Annotated in this window: 13 protein-coding genes; 7 read left to right on the top strand and 6 right to left on the bottom strand. The window is 60.9% G+C overall.

Annotated elements, in window-relative coordinates:
* The first annotated feature begins 51 nt into the window (after positions 1–51).
* The 3 genes from prfA (at position 52) to ACR0FB_RS02480 (ending at position 2769) form a co-directional block, all read left to right on the top strand.
* On the top strand, positions 52–1107 hold the full coding sequence (prfA, locus tag ACR0FB_RS02490; protein WP_171633802.1) for a peptide chain release factor 1: 1056 nt from the start codon (positions 52–54) through the stop codon (positions 1105–1107).
* Positions 1104–1949: a peptide chain release factor N(5)-glutamine methyltransferase gene (gene prmC, locus ACR0FB_RS02485; protein WP_209832881.1), complete on the top strand. Its 846-nt coding sequence runs from the start codon at positions 1104–1106 to the stop codon at positions 1947–1949. The genes prfA and prmC overlap by 4 nt, the downstream gene beginning before the upstream one ends.
* A gap of 241 nt (positions 1950–2190) precedes the next feature.
* The gene (locus ACR0FB_RS02480; RefSeq protein WP_170344043.1) at positions 2191–2769 is read left to right on the top strand and encodes a DUF4167 domain-containing protein; all 579 of its coding nucleotides are present in this window, start codon (positions 2191–2193) and stop codon (positions 2767–2769) included.
* Between the two features lie 54 nt (positions 2770–2823).
* Here the strand turns inward: ACR0FB_RS02480 and rsmA are convergent, their stop codons facing one another.
* From rsmA to lptG, 5 genes are all read right to left on the bottom strand, one after another.
* The gene (gene rsmA / locus ACR0FB_RS02475) at positions 2824–3666 is read right to left on the bottom strand and encodes a 16S rRNA (adenine(1518)-N(6)/adenine(1519)-N(6))-dimethyltransferase RsmA (protein WP_209832883.1); all 843 of its coding nucleotides are present in this window, start codon (positions 3664–3666) and stop codon (positions 2824–2826) included.
* An 84-nt stretch (positions 3667–3750) separates the two neighbouring features.
* Positions 3751–4716, bottom strand: a complete 966-nt coding sequence (pdxA, locus tag ACR0FB_RS02470; RefSeq protein ID WP_171723135.1) for a 4-hydroxythreonine-4-phosphate dehydrogenase PdxA — start codon at positions 4714–4716, stop codon at positions 3751–3753.
* Positions 4713–5966 carry a peptidylprolyl isomerase gene (locus ACR0FB_RS02465; RefSeq protein WP_171723136.1) on the bottom strand — a complete coding sequence of 418 codons (1254 nt, stop codon included), beginning with the start codon at positions 5964–5966 and terminating at the stop codon, positions 4713–4715. The genes pdxA and ACR0FB_RS02465 overlap by 4 nt, the downstream gene beginning before the upstream one ends.
* On the bottom strand, positions 5957–8119 hold the full coding sequence (locus ACR0FB_RS02460) for an LPS-assembly protein LptD (RefSeq protein ID WP_480619567.1): 2163 nt from the start codon (positions 8117–8119) through the stop codon (positions 5957–5959). The genes ACR0FB_RS02465 and ACR0FB_RS02460 overlap by 10 nt, the downstream gene beginning before the upstream one ends.
* Positions 8119–9219, bottom strand: coding sequence for an LPS export ABC transporter permease LptG (gene lptG, locus ACR0FB_RS02455; RefSeq protein ID WP_171723637.1), 1101 nt, complete (start codon positions 9217–9219; stop codon positions 8119–8121). The genes ACR0FB_RS02460 and lptG overlap by 1 nt, the downstream gene beginning before the upstream one ends.
* A 229-nt stretch (positions 9220–9448) precedes the next feature.
* On the opposite strand from lptG, the gene ACR0FB_RS02450 reads away from it, so the two are divergent.
* The 3 genes from ACR0FB_RS02450 to ACR0FB_RS02440 are packed head-to-tail and all read left to right on the top strand — an operon-like array spanning position 9449 to position 12456.
* Positions 9449–10915 (top strand): leucyl aminopeptidase, encoded by a 1467-nt coding sequence (locus tag ACR0FB_RS02450; protein ID WP_480619565.1) that lies wholly within the window; start codon positions 9449–9451, stop codon positions 10913–10915.
* 4 nt (positions 10916–10919) lie between these two features.
* A complete protein-coding gene (locus ACR0FB_RS02445; protein ID WP_480619563.1) occupies positions 10920–11378 on the top strand; it encodes a DNA polymerase III subunit chi in 459 nt (152 codons plus the stop codon).
* Positions 11379–11409: 31 nt separating this feature from the next.
* Positions 11410–12456 (top strand): aldo/keto reductase, encoded by a 1047-nt coding sequence (locus tag ACR0FB_RS02440; protein ID WP_210092454.1) that lies wholly within the window; start codon positions 11410–11412, stop codon positions 12454–12456.
* Positions 12457–12532: 76 nt separating this feature from the next.
* Here ACR0FB_RS02440 and ACR0FB_RS02435 read toward each other — a convergent pair whose 3' ends face one another.
* Complete coding sequence (locus ACR0FB_RS02435) at positions 12533–13519, bottom strand: GlxA family transcriptional regulator (protein WP_171723141.1); 987 nt, start codon at positions 13517–13519, stop codon at positions 12533–12535.
* A gap of 133 nt (positions 13520–13652) precedes the next feature.
* Here ACR0FB_RS02435 and bcoG point away from each other — a divergent pair, with 133 nt between their 5' ends.
* Positions 13653–14567, top strand: coding sequence for a 3-dehydrocarnitine:acetyl-CoA trimethylamine transferase BcoG (bcoG, locus tag ACR0FB_RS02430; RefSeq protein WP_480619561.1), 915 nt, complete (start codon positions 13653–13655; stop codon positions 14565–14567).
* Positions 14568–14603: the final 36 nt, after the last annotated feature.

Raw genomic sequence — 14603 nt, 5'->3', positions numbered from 1 at the left:
TAGCACGACGTGGCCCTTGACCAAAGCCCCCGGATGATAGACACCGCCGGGATGATCCCCGAAGAACGTCTTGAACAGATCACCCAGCGTTTCCAATACCTCGAAGCAGCCATGGCGGATGGCGCATCGGGCGGCGATATTGCGGCGTTGGCCAAGGAATATTCCGACCTCAAACCCGTGGTCGATCAGATCATGGCCTGGCGCCAGCTGGTGGCAGACCTGGCTGAGGCCGAGGCGATGCTGGCCGACCCGGATATGAAGGAGTTGGCCGAAGAGGAAATTCCGGACCTGCAATCGCGCATCCCCGAGGCGGAACACGCGCTGCAACTGGCGCTGCTGCCGAAGGATGCGGCGGATGCGCGTCCGGCGATGCTGGAAATTCGCCCGGGTACCGGCGGGGACGAGGCCGCTTTGTTCGCGGGCGATCTGTTGCGTATGTATCAACGCTATGCCGAGGCCCGCGGGTGGCAGTTCGAGATCATCGAAGAACAGGCTTCTGATCTGGGCGGGATCAAAGAGGTGGTGGCCCATATCAAGGGCGACAACGTCTTTGCCCGGCTGAAATACGAATCCGGCGTGCACCGTGTGCAGCGCGTGCCCGAAACCGAAAGCGGCGGGCGCATCCACACCTCGGCGGCGACGGTGGCGGTACTGCCCGAGGCCGAGGATGTCGACATCCAGGTAGACGCCAATGACATCCGTATCGACACGATGCGCAGTTCCGGCGCGGGCGGGCAGCACGTGAACACCACTGACTCGGCGGTGCGGATCACCCATATTCCGACGGGCTTGGTGGTCACAAGTTCCGAGAAGTCCCAGCATCGCAACCGCGAGATCGCCATGCAGGTGCTGAAAACGCGGCTTTATGACCTCGAGCGGCAGCGGATCGACAGCGAACGTTCCGCCGACCGGGCCAGCCAGGTGGGGTCAGGGGATCGTTCGGAACGCATTCGCACCTATAATTTCCCACAGGGGCGGATGACGGATCACCGGATCAACCTGACGCTCTATAAACTGGATCAGGTGATGCAGGGGGATCTGGACGAAGTGATTGACGCTCTGACGGCGGATGATCAGGCCCGGTTGTTGGCCGAGATGGCGCAATGACGGGCCTGCAAACAGCAGCGCAGGCCATGGTGGCCGCAACCGCGCGCTTGAGGGCCGCGGGCGTGGATGACCCGGCGCGGGATGCGCGCCTGTTGTTGGCCCATGCCGCACGGATAGAGGCCAGCCGAGTGACGCTGATTGCCCCGGAAGAGTTGCAGCCCGAGATCGCTGAACGCTATGACCAGTTGGTTTCTTTGCGTGCCATTCGGGTGCCGGTGTCTCATCTGCTGGGCGAACGCGAGTTCTATGGGCGCAGGTTTCGTGTCAGCTCCGATGTTCTGGATCCACGCCCCGAGACTGAAACCCTGATCGAGGCCGCGCTGAGCGAACCCTTCGACCATGTTTTGGACCTCGGGGTCGGGTCTGGCTGTATTCTGGTTACACTGCTTGCGGAACGAACCAGCGCTTCGGGTCTTGGGGTCGACCTGAGTGAAGCCGCCTGTCTTCAGGCCAGCGCCAATGCCGTGCTCCACCAGGTGCAGGGACGAGCCGAGATTGCGCAGTCAAACTGGTTTGAAGGCATTGAAGGCCGGTTTGACCTGATTGTTTCCAACCCGCCGTATATTTCCGTAACCGAAATGGAGGACCTTTCGCCCGAAGTGCGGGAGCACGAGCCGCGCATGGCGCTGACCGATGAAGGGGACGGGCTGGGCGCGTATCGGCAGATTGCGGCCTCGGCCCCGGATTTTCTGTTGCCAGGCGGGCGATTACTTGTGGAAATTGGCCCGAAACAGGCAAATCTGGTGTCTGCCTTGTTTGATGCGGCGGGTTTGGCGGATATTCGCGTAATCCCCGATCTGGACGGGCGTGACCGGGTTGTCGGCGCAAAGATGCCGGGTTGAAACTGGTGTCTGAGGCCAAAAAACGCTGCCCCGAGTAAAAAAGCGTGTGAAAATTCGAGATTCCTCTTGTCTGCACGGTCAGGACATGTTTACTCAGGATTAGTCGGCGAGGTTGACGCTGTTGCAGCGCACCCCTGACGCCAAGCCCAAAAAAGTCGACATCCCGTCACGGCAAACGCCTCAGAGCAGTGCAAAACACGGGTTGAGCGACAGCGCATTGATAAGGCTGACGTAAAGTAAAATGAGATCTTCCAAATCCCGCTCGCGGGCCAAGAACAACCGCAATCGTCCTTCCGGCGGTAACGTCGTAAACCGGGTATTTGACAGCTCGGGCCCTGAAGGCAAGGTGCGTGGCACGCCGCAGCAAATCATTGATAAGTACAATCAGCTGGCGCGTGACGCTCAACTGTCAAACGACCGCGTTGCGGCGGAAAACTTCCAACAGCACGCAGAACATTATCTGCGCATGCTGAGTGAGGCGCAGCGCGAGATTGAAGCGCGCCGCGAAGAGCAGGAGCGCCAGAACCGCGAACGCCAGGCCGAGCGTGACCGTGAGCGCGCCGAGCGCCAAGAACGTGAAGCGGCCCGGCAGGCCGATCCTGCCGAAGCCCCGCAGCCGGACGTAATGGATTTCGCCGCACCGGACGCTGCTCCGGAAAGCGGTCTGGTCGAGACACCGGAAAGCAAGGGGGCCGAAGCCCCGGCGCCGGAAAAGAAGGAAAAGCCTGCGCGCAAACCGCGGGCACGCAAACCCAAACCGGCGCCAGCGGCTGAAGATGCGCCCAAAACGGATGGCGACGCACCGGAAGCGGCTGAATAAAGCCGGCATCAGAAACCGCAAAGCCCCGAGGTCAAGCCTCGGGGCTTTTTTTGATCAGGGTGTCTGGATTTCGCGCGCCAAGGCACAGAACGCTTCAAGCGGAACCTGCTCGGCCCGTTCAGTGGGCTGGATACCTGCGGCCTGCAAGCGATCCTCGATATCCGGGGCAACGCCTTTGAGCGAGGCCCGCAGCATTTTGCGGCGTTGATTGAAGGCGGAGGCCACCACACGCGACAGGGTCGCGGCGTCAGCAGGATAGCGCGGTTCGGGCAGGGCGGTCAGGTGGACCACCGCGCTGGAGACTTTGGGCGGAGGGGTGAAGGCGCCGGGGGGAAGGGACATGGCGATGCGCGCCTCGGCCCGCCATTGGGCAAGGATGGCGAGGCGGCCATACGCCTTGCTACCGGGCTGGGCCACGATGCGTTCGGCCACTTCGCGTTGGAACATCAGCGTCAGGCTCTGCCAGAAGGGGGGCCATTCAGGGGGTGTCAGCCAGCGCACAAGCAGTTCGGTGCCGACGTTGTATGGAAGGTTGGCTGCGATGCGGATTGGCGGGGTCAGATGTTCCAGCGGGTTGATCTCGAGCGCGTCACCATTGATGACCTCCAGCCTTCCGGGATAGGCGGCGGCGATATCGTTCAGGGCGGCAATGCAGCGGGTATCTTTTTCCACCGCCACGACCTTGCGTGCGCCTTCGGACAGGAGCCCTCGGGTGAGGCCGCCAGGACCGGGGCCGATTTCCAGTACGTCGCAGTCTGCAAGATCGCCAGCCTGACGGGCGATTTTGGCGGTCAGGTTGAGATCCAGCAGGAAGTTCTGACCCAGGGATTTGCGCGCCGAGAGTTGATGTGTGGCGATGACCTCGCGCAGAGGGGGGAGATTGTCGATTGCACTCATGATCCGATTACCGTGACGCAGGCCGCAGGGGCAGCGCCAGAAGTTTTTTGCCTCTGGCGGGGATATTTTCAGCCAGATGAAGGATCAAGAGCCTTGCGCCATGCGTTGGGCAAGCTTCAGAGCTTCGATCAGGCTGGTTGGATTGGCGATGCCTTTCCCGGCGATATCCAGTGCAGTGCCGTGATCTGGCGACGTGCGGATGAAGGGCAGGCCAAGGGTGACGTTCACACCCCGGTCGAAATCCAGTGTCTTGATCGGGATCAGGGCCTGATCATGATACATTGCGATCGCCGCGTCATAGCGGGCGCGGGCAGCGGCATGGAACAGTGTATCCGCAGGGTGCGGGCCCGTCAGGGTCGCATCTTCCGGGTTCAGATCGGCCAGCATTGGGGCGATCCAGTCAAGCTCCTCGCGGCCCATTTTACCGCCTTCGCCGGCATGGGGGTTCAGGCCGGTTATGGCGATGCGGGGGTGTTGTATGCCGAACTGGTCGCGCAGACCGCGCGTGGTGATTTCGATCGTCTCGCGCAGCAGGTCCGGCGTCAGCGCGGCGGGAACCTGCGCCAGGGGAATGTGGATTGTCGCCGGGACAACCCGCAACTGGTCGCTGGCCAGCATCATGACAACCCGGCGGGTGCCCGACAGCGCGGCCAGAAACTCGGTATGGCCGGGATAGGTAAACCCGGCCCCGTCGATCAGGGCCTTCTTGTGAATGGGCGCGGTGCACAGAGCGGCCGCTGCCCCCTCTTTCACAAAGTCGACGCCGGTTTCGATGGCATCGATCACCGATGGGGCATTGGCCGGGTCTGGCTGACCGGGCATGTTCGCAGCAGGAAAGTTCAGTTGCAGCACGGGCAAGGCCTGATCACAGACTGCAACGGCATCCGAAGGGGTTTGGATTTTCACAACGGGGGTGCCAGCAGGCAGGTGGCTGGCATCGCCGATAAAGAAAAACGGGCAGGTTTGGCGCAGCTCTGCCCATGCTTTGGCCGCGATTTCAGGGCCGATCCCGGCCGGTTCACCGCAGCTGAGCGCAATCGGGCGTGTCATTCCTGAACAATGGTGGCGTCAGCCCGCAGCTGCTCTACCAGGCTGGCCGCAAAGGCCTGTAGCCGCTGTTGCGCCAGTGCATTCGCGACATCCGCCCGCGAGGTGTTTTCGCCCAGGTTGCGGGTGCGGTTGCACAGCATCAGGAACACCAGCGTCTGCCCGTTGTTGCGGGTCAGGTTTGTTGACACTTCGAAGCGATCCAGCTTGGCCAGTTCCACGGCGAAATCGCGTGGTACTTCTGACGGGCTGGCTTCGATACGGTCCAGGACTTCGACGGGTTGATCCTTGGCGATTCCGTACAAGTCGTCGCAGGTGTCGATCTCTTCCCTTAGGGCAGCAGCCTGTGCCAGAGCCTCGGCGCTGCGGCCGCCCGGCAGGTAATAGGCCGCATAGTCAAGTTTGGAGATAGCCGGCGCAGCGGTCGCCACCTCGCGCAATCCGCGCAATTGAAACAGGGCGACGGCGTTTGGCAGGCTGATGGGATCGGTGATCTCACCGTTCTGGAGCCCAAGAATAACCGGTTGCAAGGCAGGAGGCAGGTTGGAGATATTCAGCCAGTCCAGACGTCCGCCTTCGTTGCGGGTGGCCGCTCCGGAATATTGCGCCGCTGCGGCTGAAAACGCTTCGATAGTTTCAAGTCGCGAAATCTCTTCCGCCAGCAACTCGGTCTGTGCAACGGTTTGCGGGTTCACCGGGATGATGATCTCGGACAGCAGGACCTGAAGACCGCCGCCACCGGTTTGTCCCAGCGCGCGATCAATCTCGTCTTCGGTCGGTCGGGCCTGCGACAGGTAGCGCGAGCTGATATAGTCGCGCCAGGCCAGCTGATCTGCAACATAATCACGGACAGTTTCCGGGTCGACGCCTGCCTCACCCAAAAGTTGCAGGAACTGTTCGGTGGACAATTGCCCGCGCGAGGCGAACTCGTCGATCCCCAGTTGTACGGCTTCCGGGGCAGCTTGCACGCCTGCTTCGCGCATGGCCTGCTTGCGCAATTTTTCTTCGATCAGGGCTTCCCTGACGTCAGCCTCATTGCCGCCGGGCAAACCCAAAACATTCAGGAATTGCAGGCGTTGTTCCAGCTCGTACCAGGTGACGATGTCCTGATTCACGCGGATCGCTGGCGAGAACAGGCTTTGGGCGCTGACCTGCGGCGCCGATAAAGCGAGGAAAACGGCGGCCAGTGCCGGCGTGACCGGTTTGTGCCAACCGGAACGGAGAAACCTGGAGAAACCTGATATCAACTGCATTTTCTCTTGTATGTGTTACCACCGCCTTCAAGGGCGTATCCTGTCAGCGATAGGGTAAAGCCGAATTCTGTCGAAGGCTCAATAGTGGATGTTGAAGTAAAGCGTCTGCTTACGGACATGTTAACCTGAACACATTCATTCTGGTATGTTACACCAAGCCCAAGCCGGATTGGCTCTGACTGGTTCAGATCATAGCGTGCCTCGGCATTTGTAAGCCAGTTCTGGTCGACCTGATAGCGGCCCAGAAGCCAGATTTCCGAAATTTCTTCCGCAATGTTTTCCGCCGGATCCGGTTCCTGCCAGATATAGCTTCCGGACAGGCCGGCAAATTCAGAAGCCCAGGCCCCGCGCAATTCAGCTTTGACGAAACTGAAATCGCTGTCGATCAGACCGCGCCCGCCAAGCGACCAACCGTTGGCCGTGGTGACTTGTCCCGCCACCAGCAAGTCGGACGTGGTGCCCTGCAACCCGGATGTCAGGGTGAAATTCGGGTCGGCATCCGCCCGAAACACCTGACCCACCGTTACGAGCGCCTGCTGTCCGTCCGCACCATAGCGCGCCCAGTTCAGGCCGATGACCCCTGTGGCACCGTCTTCGCGCTGATCTTCGGCAGGGAAACGAGACAGGGCCAGCAGGTTTCCCTGATCGAATTCCTGAAACGTGCTTTCATCATCTGGCGCATCAGTGTCCGAGACATGGGTCCATCCCAACTGCGCGATCGGTTCCAGAAGCTGAACCGCGCCGGTTTTTTCGCGACGGGTCATCGGATAGCGAAGCGTCAACGCCGCGCGCGGGGTCGAGCGGGTCACATTGCTGGGAAAATTGCTGTCATGGCGAATATTGAACGTATCCACCGATGCGCCCAGCGTCGCGTCCGCGCGCAGCCCCGATGCAAATGTCCAGCTTCGCAACCATTCGGCATCAACAGTTGCCCTTGCTATGTCACGGCCAACGATATCGGCGTCGCTGGTGCGTTCATGTGCGTGGCCGATAAAAGCCAGCCGAACCTCGCCGCCAAGCGCGCCCGGAAAGAATTGCTTTTCATAGTTCAGGTCGAAGACGCGGGATGGGATTTCGTCCTGATTTTCACTTTCACGCAGAGTTTTGTAATGGATCAGGCTTGTTTTAAATGCGGTGTCTCGTTTGATCCGTTCCAGCGCTATCTCGCTGCGCAAACGGTCCAGATCCGGCAGCCCGTAGTCAACCAGATAGGCGTCGTCCGAGGTGGTTTGCAGATCGAATGTCAGCCGGAAATCATTCTTCAGGTTGAACCAACCGCCGGCGAACAGATAACCGCGATCCTGATCGGGCTGGACATCATCTCGGGTATAGGCCCCTTCAAGCTGAATGCGCCCATTCACGAACGCCTGGCGATACCGATATCCCAGCGTCGTGGTCTTGGCCGACAGATACGGCGTCAAGGTCAGATCCTTGTGGTCCCCCAGCTTGAAGAAATAGGGAACCTGTACCCCCGTTCCCAGTTGCGAGGTGCTGCGGATCGATGGCACCAGAAAGCCGGTTGCGCGCTCTAATGTCGGATCCGGCAAGCGCAGATAGGGGAAATAGAATACCGGATAATCAAGCACTCGAAGCTGCGCGCCCTCAAAGTACAATTGCCGTTCCAACTGGTCATGGGTGACCTTGCGGGCCCGAATCTGCCAAAGCGGTGGCTTACCGTTGGTGCAGACATGGCAGGAAGTGGCCGAGACCTTGCTGAACTGCGTATAGCGACCCGCGGCCCGTTTCGCCTGAACCGAGGCAATCTGGATCTGCTGATCGAAAACCATTCGGGCACCGATCAACAGACCGTTCTGGATGCCGCTGTCCAGCTGTCCGGAATCGGCCAGAAGGGTCGACTGCCCCCCCTGATCAATGCGAATGGGCCCCTCCAGTGTCAGCTCACCCGTTTCCCGGTCATAGGTGACACGTTGGGCCGACAGCTTGGTATCGCCCTGAAAGGCTTCGACATTGCCTTCGGCCACCAGTTTTCTGTCGGGTGTGATAAAGACCTTGTCGGCAACCAGAAGGGCGGGTTCGGCCTGTGACTGCGCAGCTTGCGGGTCAGGCTCAGCCGAGGTGGTTTGCGCCGCCAGAACCGTCGGTGCCGACAAAGCGATTGCGCTGGTCAGCAGTAGGGAAATCATGTTCCGCATCAGCCGTCCTCCGCGTGAAGAAGCAGGCCAAGGGACAGCAGGATGGCGGCGAAGGGCGGCGCCCAGGCCGCGATATAGATGGGCAATTGTCCGTTTTCCCCGAGGATTTGCGCAAAATTGCGGACGAAATAGATGGCAAAGCCAAGTAGTACGGCCGTCAGAACGGCGATTCCGGTACCGCCGAACCGAACGTGACGCATGGTGAACGCAGCCCCGATCAGCACCATCGAAACCAGAAAGAACGGCCTGGCCAGTTGCACCTGCAACCAGACTTCATATTGCTTGGTCGAAAACCCGGCTTCGCGCAGATCCTTGATCAGTTGCGGCAGGTCAAAAACCGACACTGAATCCTGTTGCCCCAGCGTGTCCAGAATCCGCTGCCGCGTCAGCGAGGTTGGCAACTCCAGCCGTTCATGTTCCACCGAGCTGGTTTCGGGGTTCTGCCCATTCTGCAAATTCCAGATCTTGGCCCGGGACAAGACCCAGTTTTCGTCTTCCAGCACGGCCCTGTCGGCGACGATCTGCTGGGTGGGTTTGCCGTCGCGCGCGAAGGTGATGATGGTCACGCCGTCCAGGCCAAGAGCATCCCCGTTCGAGGTGCCCCGGGCGTGGATGACAGCCTGACCGTTTTCCGCCGACTGACGCAGCCAAAGGCCTTCGCTGCTGATCGAAAGCGCTGAACTGCCGTTGTTGCGATAGGAATCAGACAGGCGTTGGAATTCCTGGGATGTGGCCGCCGCGATGGGGTTCAGCAATGCCACTGCAAGCGCACCGATGATCAGGGCCAGAGCCGCTGGCGCGACCAGTGCGCGGATACCCGAGCGACCCGTGGCGCGGGTCACCACGAGTTCAGAGGTCCGTGCCAGCCCGACGAACAAGGCAATGGTGGACAGAATGACCAGCAGGGGCAGCATTTCACTGATGGCCGCCGGTGTGTTCAGAAGCGTCAGGTGCAGCAATTGGCCGAAGGACAGGTCGACTTGGTCAAATCGGCGGATCTGTTCGATCAGATCGATGAGAATCATTAAGGTCAGAAAAATACCGCCGATGACCAGAAAGCTTTGTAGAAAGCGGCGGGCGAAATAGCGGTCGAGGATCACAAGACTGCCCCCGCCAAGCCTTTTGCGCCGGAAAACGGGCCGAAATCGCGCATGCATGTCTTCCTGCGCGACGGCGTATGCCTGCCCTCTCGTGTCACGTCTTTCTCCCCCGAGCCTGCCGGTTATTTTTGCGGGACCTTACTGCAATTGAAACGCGGGGAAAACTGCTATCTGGTCAAGTCGGGCGGCGCGGGCTAGGTCTTGGGGAACAGAATTCGAGGAGTTTGCAATGAGCAGTCTGATACCGGTCCGCTTTCAGGAGTTTGACTTGGATGCGATGGCGCAGGCCGAAGGGCGGGTGGCCATCATCATTTCGTCGGACGGAAAAATGAACCCTGCGGCGCGCCGGGCCAATCGCCTGACGAAAGGCGCTGTGGCGCGGCTTGTCGAAAGTGAGAAATTCGGAAAGTCCAAGACCGGCGATGTTATCTCGATGGCCTGGCCGGCTGGGATGGCGGCCGAAGCGCTGGACGTCGTGGTGCTGCCGCGCCGCCCGGAAGCCGATGAGGCCCGCAAGGCTGGTGCCGCGTTGGTCAAATCAGCGGGTGGCAAGGACATGCTGGTGATGATCGGCAATCAGGCGCAGACCGAAAACCTGGCCCTTGGCATGGTGCTGCGCAGTTATGATTTCAACGCGCACAAAACCAAGGACAGCGAAGGCAGCGGTTCGATTACGATAGGACATTCGAAACCCAAGGAAGCCGAAGCAGAGTTTGCACCGCTATACGCGATTGCCGACGGTGTGCGGATGACGCGTGATCTGACCAACGAACCTGCAAATGTTCTGACGACCACGGAATTTGCCGATCGTCTTGTCGAGATGCAGGAGCTGGGCCTGGAAGTCGAAGTTCTGGAAGAGGACAAGCTGGCTGAACTGGGCATGCGCACTTTGTTGAGCGTCGGGCAGGGCTCTGCCAGCCCGTCCAAAGTCGTCGTGATGCATTGGAATGGTGGCGACAAGGACGATGCGCCCTTGGCTTTGGTGGGCAAGGGCGTGGTTTTCGACACAGGTGGCATTTCGCTGAAACCGGCCGGTGGCATGGAAGACATGACCATGGACATGGGCGGCGCGGGCGTTGTCGCGGGCACGATGCGTGCGCTGGCCAAGCGCAAGGCCAAGGCCAATGTGGTGGGCCTTGTCGGGCTGGTCGAGAACATGCCTTCGGGCAATGCCACCCGTCCGGGCGATGTGGTCAAGTCGATGAAAGGCGACACGGTCGAGATCATCAACACCGATGCCGAAGGCCGTTTGGTTCTGTGCGACGTGATGTGGTACGCGCAGGAGCGGTTCAATCCGGTGGGCATGATCGATCTGGCCACCCTGACCGGAGCGATCATCATCGGGCTGGGTCATGAGAATGCAGGTGTGTTTTCCAACAATGACACATTCTGTGACGCCTTCCTGAAATCGGCCCGGGCCGAGGATGAAGGCGCGTGGCGGATGCCGTTGGGCGATGCCTATGACAAGCTGCTCAAATCGCGCATCGCCGACATGAAAAACGTCGGTGGCCGTCCGGCGGGCTCGATCACGGCGGCGCAGTTTCTGCAACGTTTCGTGAAAGAGGATACACCCTGGATCCATCTGGATATCGCGGGTGTGGCCTCGGTGGCGTCCGAGACATCCTATGCGCCCAAAGGTGCTACGGGCTGGGGTGTGCGCGCGCTGAGCCGGTTCGTGCAGGACAATTTCGAGTAAGCGAATGGGTGCTGTCTATTTCTACCATCTGACCCGCAAGCCGCTGGAGCACACCTTGCCTGTGCTGCTGGACAAGGCGCGACAGGCCGGGTGGAAGATTGCCGTGCGGGGCACCGAACCCGCACGGATGGACTGGCTGGATGAAAAGCTGTGGCTGGGCCCCGAGGACGGGTTCCTGCCGCATGGTCGCGAAGGCGGCCCGCATGACGCCGAGCAGCCGATCCTTCTGACCTCCAGCGCCGAGGCCCCCAACGGCGCGGTGTGTGTCATGGCGGTGGACGGCGCGCCGGTCGAACCCGAAGAAGTGTCGGCTCTGGAGCGGGTTTGCATTCTGTTCGACGGCAATGACGACATGGCCGTGCAGCACGCGCGCGGGCAGTGGAAGGCGCTGACCGGCGCCGGATGCGCCGCGCAATACTGGTCGGAGGAGTCCGGGCGGTGGGAAAAGAAGGCCGAAGCCTGACGGGCTGTGCCATTTATCAGGAGATTTGAGGATGCAGATGAAGCCTCTGGGCCGCACCGGGATTGTCGTGAGCGATCTTTGCCTCGGGACGATGACGTTCGGGACGCAGACCTCGGAATCGGATGCGCACCGGCAGATGGACATGGCGCTGGACGCGGGGATCAACTTTGTGGATGCCGCCGAGATGTATCCGGTGAATCCTGTCGCCAAAGAGACAATTGGTCGTACCGAAGAAATTCTTGGAAACTGGAACGCCGCAAATTCGTCGCGCCGGGCGGATTTCGTATTGGCGACCAAGCATTCGGGTGAGGGGTTGTCATATGTTCGCGACGGTGCGCCGATCACGGCCAAGACCATTCCTGAGGCCATCGAAGGGTCTTTGCGGCGTTTGCAGACGGATTACATCGATCTCTACCAGTTCCACTGGCCCAATCGCGGCAGCTATATGTTCCGTCAAAACTGGGATTATGCGCCTTCGGGCCACAATACTGCGGACGTTCTGGAAAATATGCAGGAGTGTCTGGGGGCCTTGCAGGTTCAGGTGGACAAAGGCAACATCTGCGCTTTTGGTCTGTCGAATGAAAGCGCATGGGGTACGGCGCAGTGGCTGAGACTGGCCGAACAGACGGGCACACCGCGAGCGGCGTCCGTGCAGAATGAGTATTCGTTGCTGTGCCGTCTGTTCGATACCGACATGGCCGAGCTGAGCGTACATGAAGATGTCGGCCTGATGGCGTTTTCACCCCTGGGCACCGGGCTGCTGACCGGGAAATATCAGGGCGGGGCCGTGCCGGACGGCTCTCGTATGTCGCTTTCGCCTCAATTGGGCGGGCGCAAGTCTGACCGGGTTTTTGATGCGGTCGCGGCCTATATGGATGTTGCCGCGCGACATGGCCTGAATCCGACCCATATGGCGCTGGCCTGGTGCCGCTCGCGACCATTCATGATGTCGGCGATTTTTGGCGCGACCACGGTCGCGCAGCTTGAACACGTATTGGCCGGTGCGGATTTGACGTTGTCAAACGAGGTGCTGGCCGAGTTGGACGCTGTCCACAAGGCGCACCCGATGCCGTACTGAGGCGAGGGGGCTCTGCCCCCGGCACGCTGCGCGTGCCTCCCCCGGGATATTTCTGGCCAGATGAAGTTGGATCCGGTCAGTGGTGGGTGGGGTGCGCGCGCTCTTGCCTGAGGTCGCGTGCCGATTGACCGTGGGCGGTGCGGAAAGCGCGGGCAAAGCTGGATTGCGAGGAAAAACCGGTGGCCAGCGCGACATCCATCAGTGGAAGGTCGGTGTCGGTGACCAGACGGCGGGCCTCGGCCAGGCGCAGTTGCAGATAGTGATCCTGCGGCGTGGTGTTCAGGCGAAGGCGGAACTGTTGTTGCAGGGTGCGCGGGCTGGTGCCCAGCTGGTCAGCGATATGGGCCAGTGGCAGGGGGTCATCCAGGGATGCCTGCATCAGCGAATTCGCCTTTGACGTCAGCGCGGTGTGGCGGTGTGGTACGCCGGTGCGGCTTTGCGGTGTGCCCGGGTCCGGCGCGCCATCATAGAGGAACAGGCCCGAGACACGGGATGCGAAACCCGCGCCATGACGGGCGGCGATGATGTGCAGCATCATCTCGACAGCGGGAATCGCGCCGCCAGAGGTCAGGCGACCGTCCGAGACAGTAAAGCGGTCGGGGCGCACGTCGACGTCGGGGAAGCGGGAAGCGAAATTTTGCAGGTCTTCCCAGTGGGTCGTCGCAGGGTGACCGTCCAGCAGCCCTGCCTCGGCCAGCAGCCAGGGGCCGCCGTCAATCCCGGCCATCGTCGCCCCGGTACCGGCAATGCGGCGCAGCCCGGCCAGCAGGCTGGGAGTGGCGTGGCGGGCCAGTTGGAAGCCCGCGACGACAATCATAAGGTCGCAGCCTTGCAGGCGAGAGAGCGGGATGCCGGGCACTTGCAGGGCGCTTGTCAGCATCGCGGGTTCGGCTGTGGCGGTCACATAATCCCAGTCAAAGGCGGGCCGGTCCGCCAGACGGTTGGCAGCGCGCATCGGATCGACCGCCGAGGCGAAGCTGAGCGTGTTGCATTCATCCAGCACCAGAACGGCGGTTTTCAGGGCCCGATGTTCGGGTTGCAGTATGTTTTTTGCGGATTGCATCAAGTTCGATTCGCATTCTGCCAAGTGGTTTTCCCAAAGCTGCGCCAGAGTCGGGGCAGAACGCAAATCGGAATCCGGGGAGAAGCCTGGGGAAAACCCAAGGCAAAACCGGGTATAACTTGGGGAAAACGCCATGCCTCTGGAAATGAACCGCGAAGTCTTCATCACCTGCGCCGTGACCGGCTCGGGCGGGACACAGGATCGCAGCCCTCATGTGCCACGTTCACCGAAGCAAATTGCCGACAGTGCGATTGCCGCCGCGAAGGCAGGTGCGGCCGTGGTGCACTGCCATGTGCGCGACCCCGAAACAGGCGCCCCGTCGCGCGATCTGGCGCTGTATCGTGAGGTGACCGATCGGATTCGGGATGCCGAGGTGGACGCAGTGCTGAACCTTACGGCTGGCATGGGCGGAGACATGGTGTTCGGCGGCATCGAAAACCCGCTGCCACTGGCCCAGGCAGGAACAGATCTGGTTGGCGCGACCGAGCGTGTGGCGCATGTGGCCGAATGTCTGCCCGAAATCTGCACGCTGGATTGCGGCACGATGAACTTTGCCGAGGCGGATTACGTCATGACCAACACGCCCGGCGCGTTGCGGGCTATGGGGCAGACGATGACCGATTTGGGCGTGAAACCCGAGATAGAGGCCTTTGACACCGGCCATCTGTGGTTTGCCAAGCAACTGGTTAAAGAGGGAATTCTGGAACCCAACGCCCTGGTTCAACTGTGCATGGGCGTGCCGTGGGGCGCGCCGGATGATCTGAACACCTTCATGGCGATGGTAAACAACGTGCCCGATGACTGGATCTTCAGCGCGTTCTCGCTGGGGCGGCATCAGATGGCCTATGTGGCGGCCTCGGTGCTGGCGGGCGGCAATGTGCGCGTGGGGCTCGAGGACAACCTGTGGCTGGACAAGGGTGTGCTGGCCGAAAACTGGCAACTGGTCGAACGCGCAGGCACCATCATCGAGAACATGGGCGCGCGGGTGATCGGGCCGCAGGAAGTGCGTGAGAAGCTGGGGCTGGTCAAACGGGCGCCCAAAGGTTGACCTGTTTGCGTCCCTTGCCATGACCGGTAAGTGCAG

The organism is Ruegeria sp. P10, from assembly GCF_056534925.1.
Note: the sequence above shows the minus strand (reverse complement) of the source record. Positions and strands in the feature narration are given on the sequence as shown.

Bases quoted from the DNA above. Each gene is read 5' to 3' on its own strand.
- prfA (WP_171633802.1), top strand. From the start codon at position 52: ATGATCCCCGAAGAACGTCTTGAACAGATCACCCAGCGTTTCCAATAC.
- prmC (WP_209832881.1), top strand. From the start codon at position 1,104: ATGACGGGCCTGCAAACAGCAGCGCAGGCCATGGTGGCCGCAACCGCG.
- ACR0FB_RS02480 (WP_170344043.1), top strand. From the start codon at position 2,191: ATGAGATCTTCCAAATCCCGCTCGCGGGCCAAGAACAACCGCAATCGT.
- rsmA (WP_209832883.1), bottom strand. From the start codon at position 3,666: ATGAGTGCAATCGACAATCTCCCCCCTCTGCGCGAGGTCATCGCCACA.
- pdxA (WP_171723135.1), bottom strand. From the start codon at position 4,716: ATGACACGCCCGATTGCGCTCAGCTGCGGTGAACCGGCCGGGATCGGC.
- ACR0FB_RS02465 (WP_171723136.1), bottom strand. From the start codon at position 5,966: ATGCAGTTGATATCAGGTTTCTCCAGGTTTCTCCGTTCCGGTTGGCAC.
- ACR0FB_RS02460 (WP_480619567.1), bottom strand. From the start codon at position 8,119: ATGCGGAACATGATTTCCCTACTGCTGACCAGCGCAATCGCTTTGTCG.
- ACR0FB_RS02450 (WP_480619565.1), top strand. From the start codon at position 9,449: ATGAGCAGTCTGATACCGGTCCGCTTTCAGGAGTTTGACTTGGATGCG.
- ACR0FB_RS02445 (WP_480619563.1), top strand. From the start codon at position 10,920: ATGGGTGCTGTCTATTTCTACCATCTGACCCGCAAGCCGCTGGAGCAC.
- ACR0FB_RS02440 (WP_210092454.1), top strand. From the start codon at position 11,410: ATGCAGATGAAGCCTCTGGGCCGCACCGGGATTGTCGTGAGCGATCTT.
- ACR0FB_RS02435 (WP_171723141.1), bottom strand. From the start codon at position 13,519: ATGCAATCCGCAAAAAACATACTGCAACCCGAACATCGGGCCCTGAAA.
- bcoG (WP_480619561.1), top strand. From the start codon at position 13,653: ATGCCTCTGGAAATGAACCGCGAAGTCTTCATCACCTGCGCCGTGACC.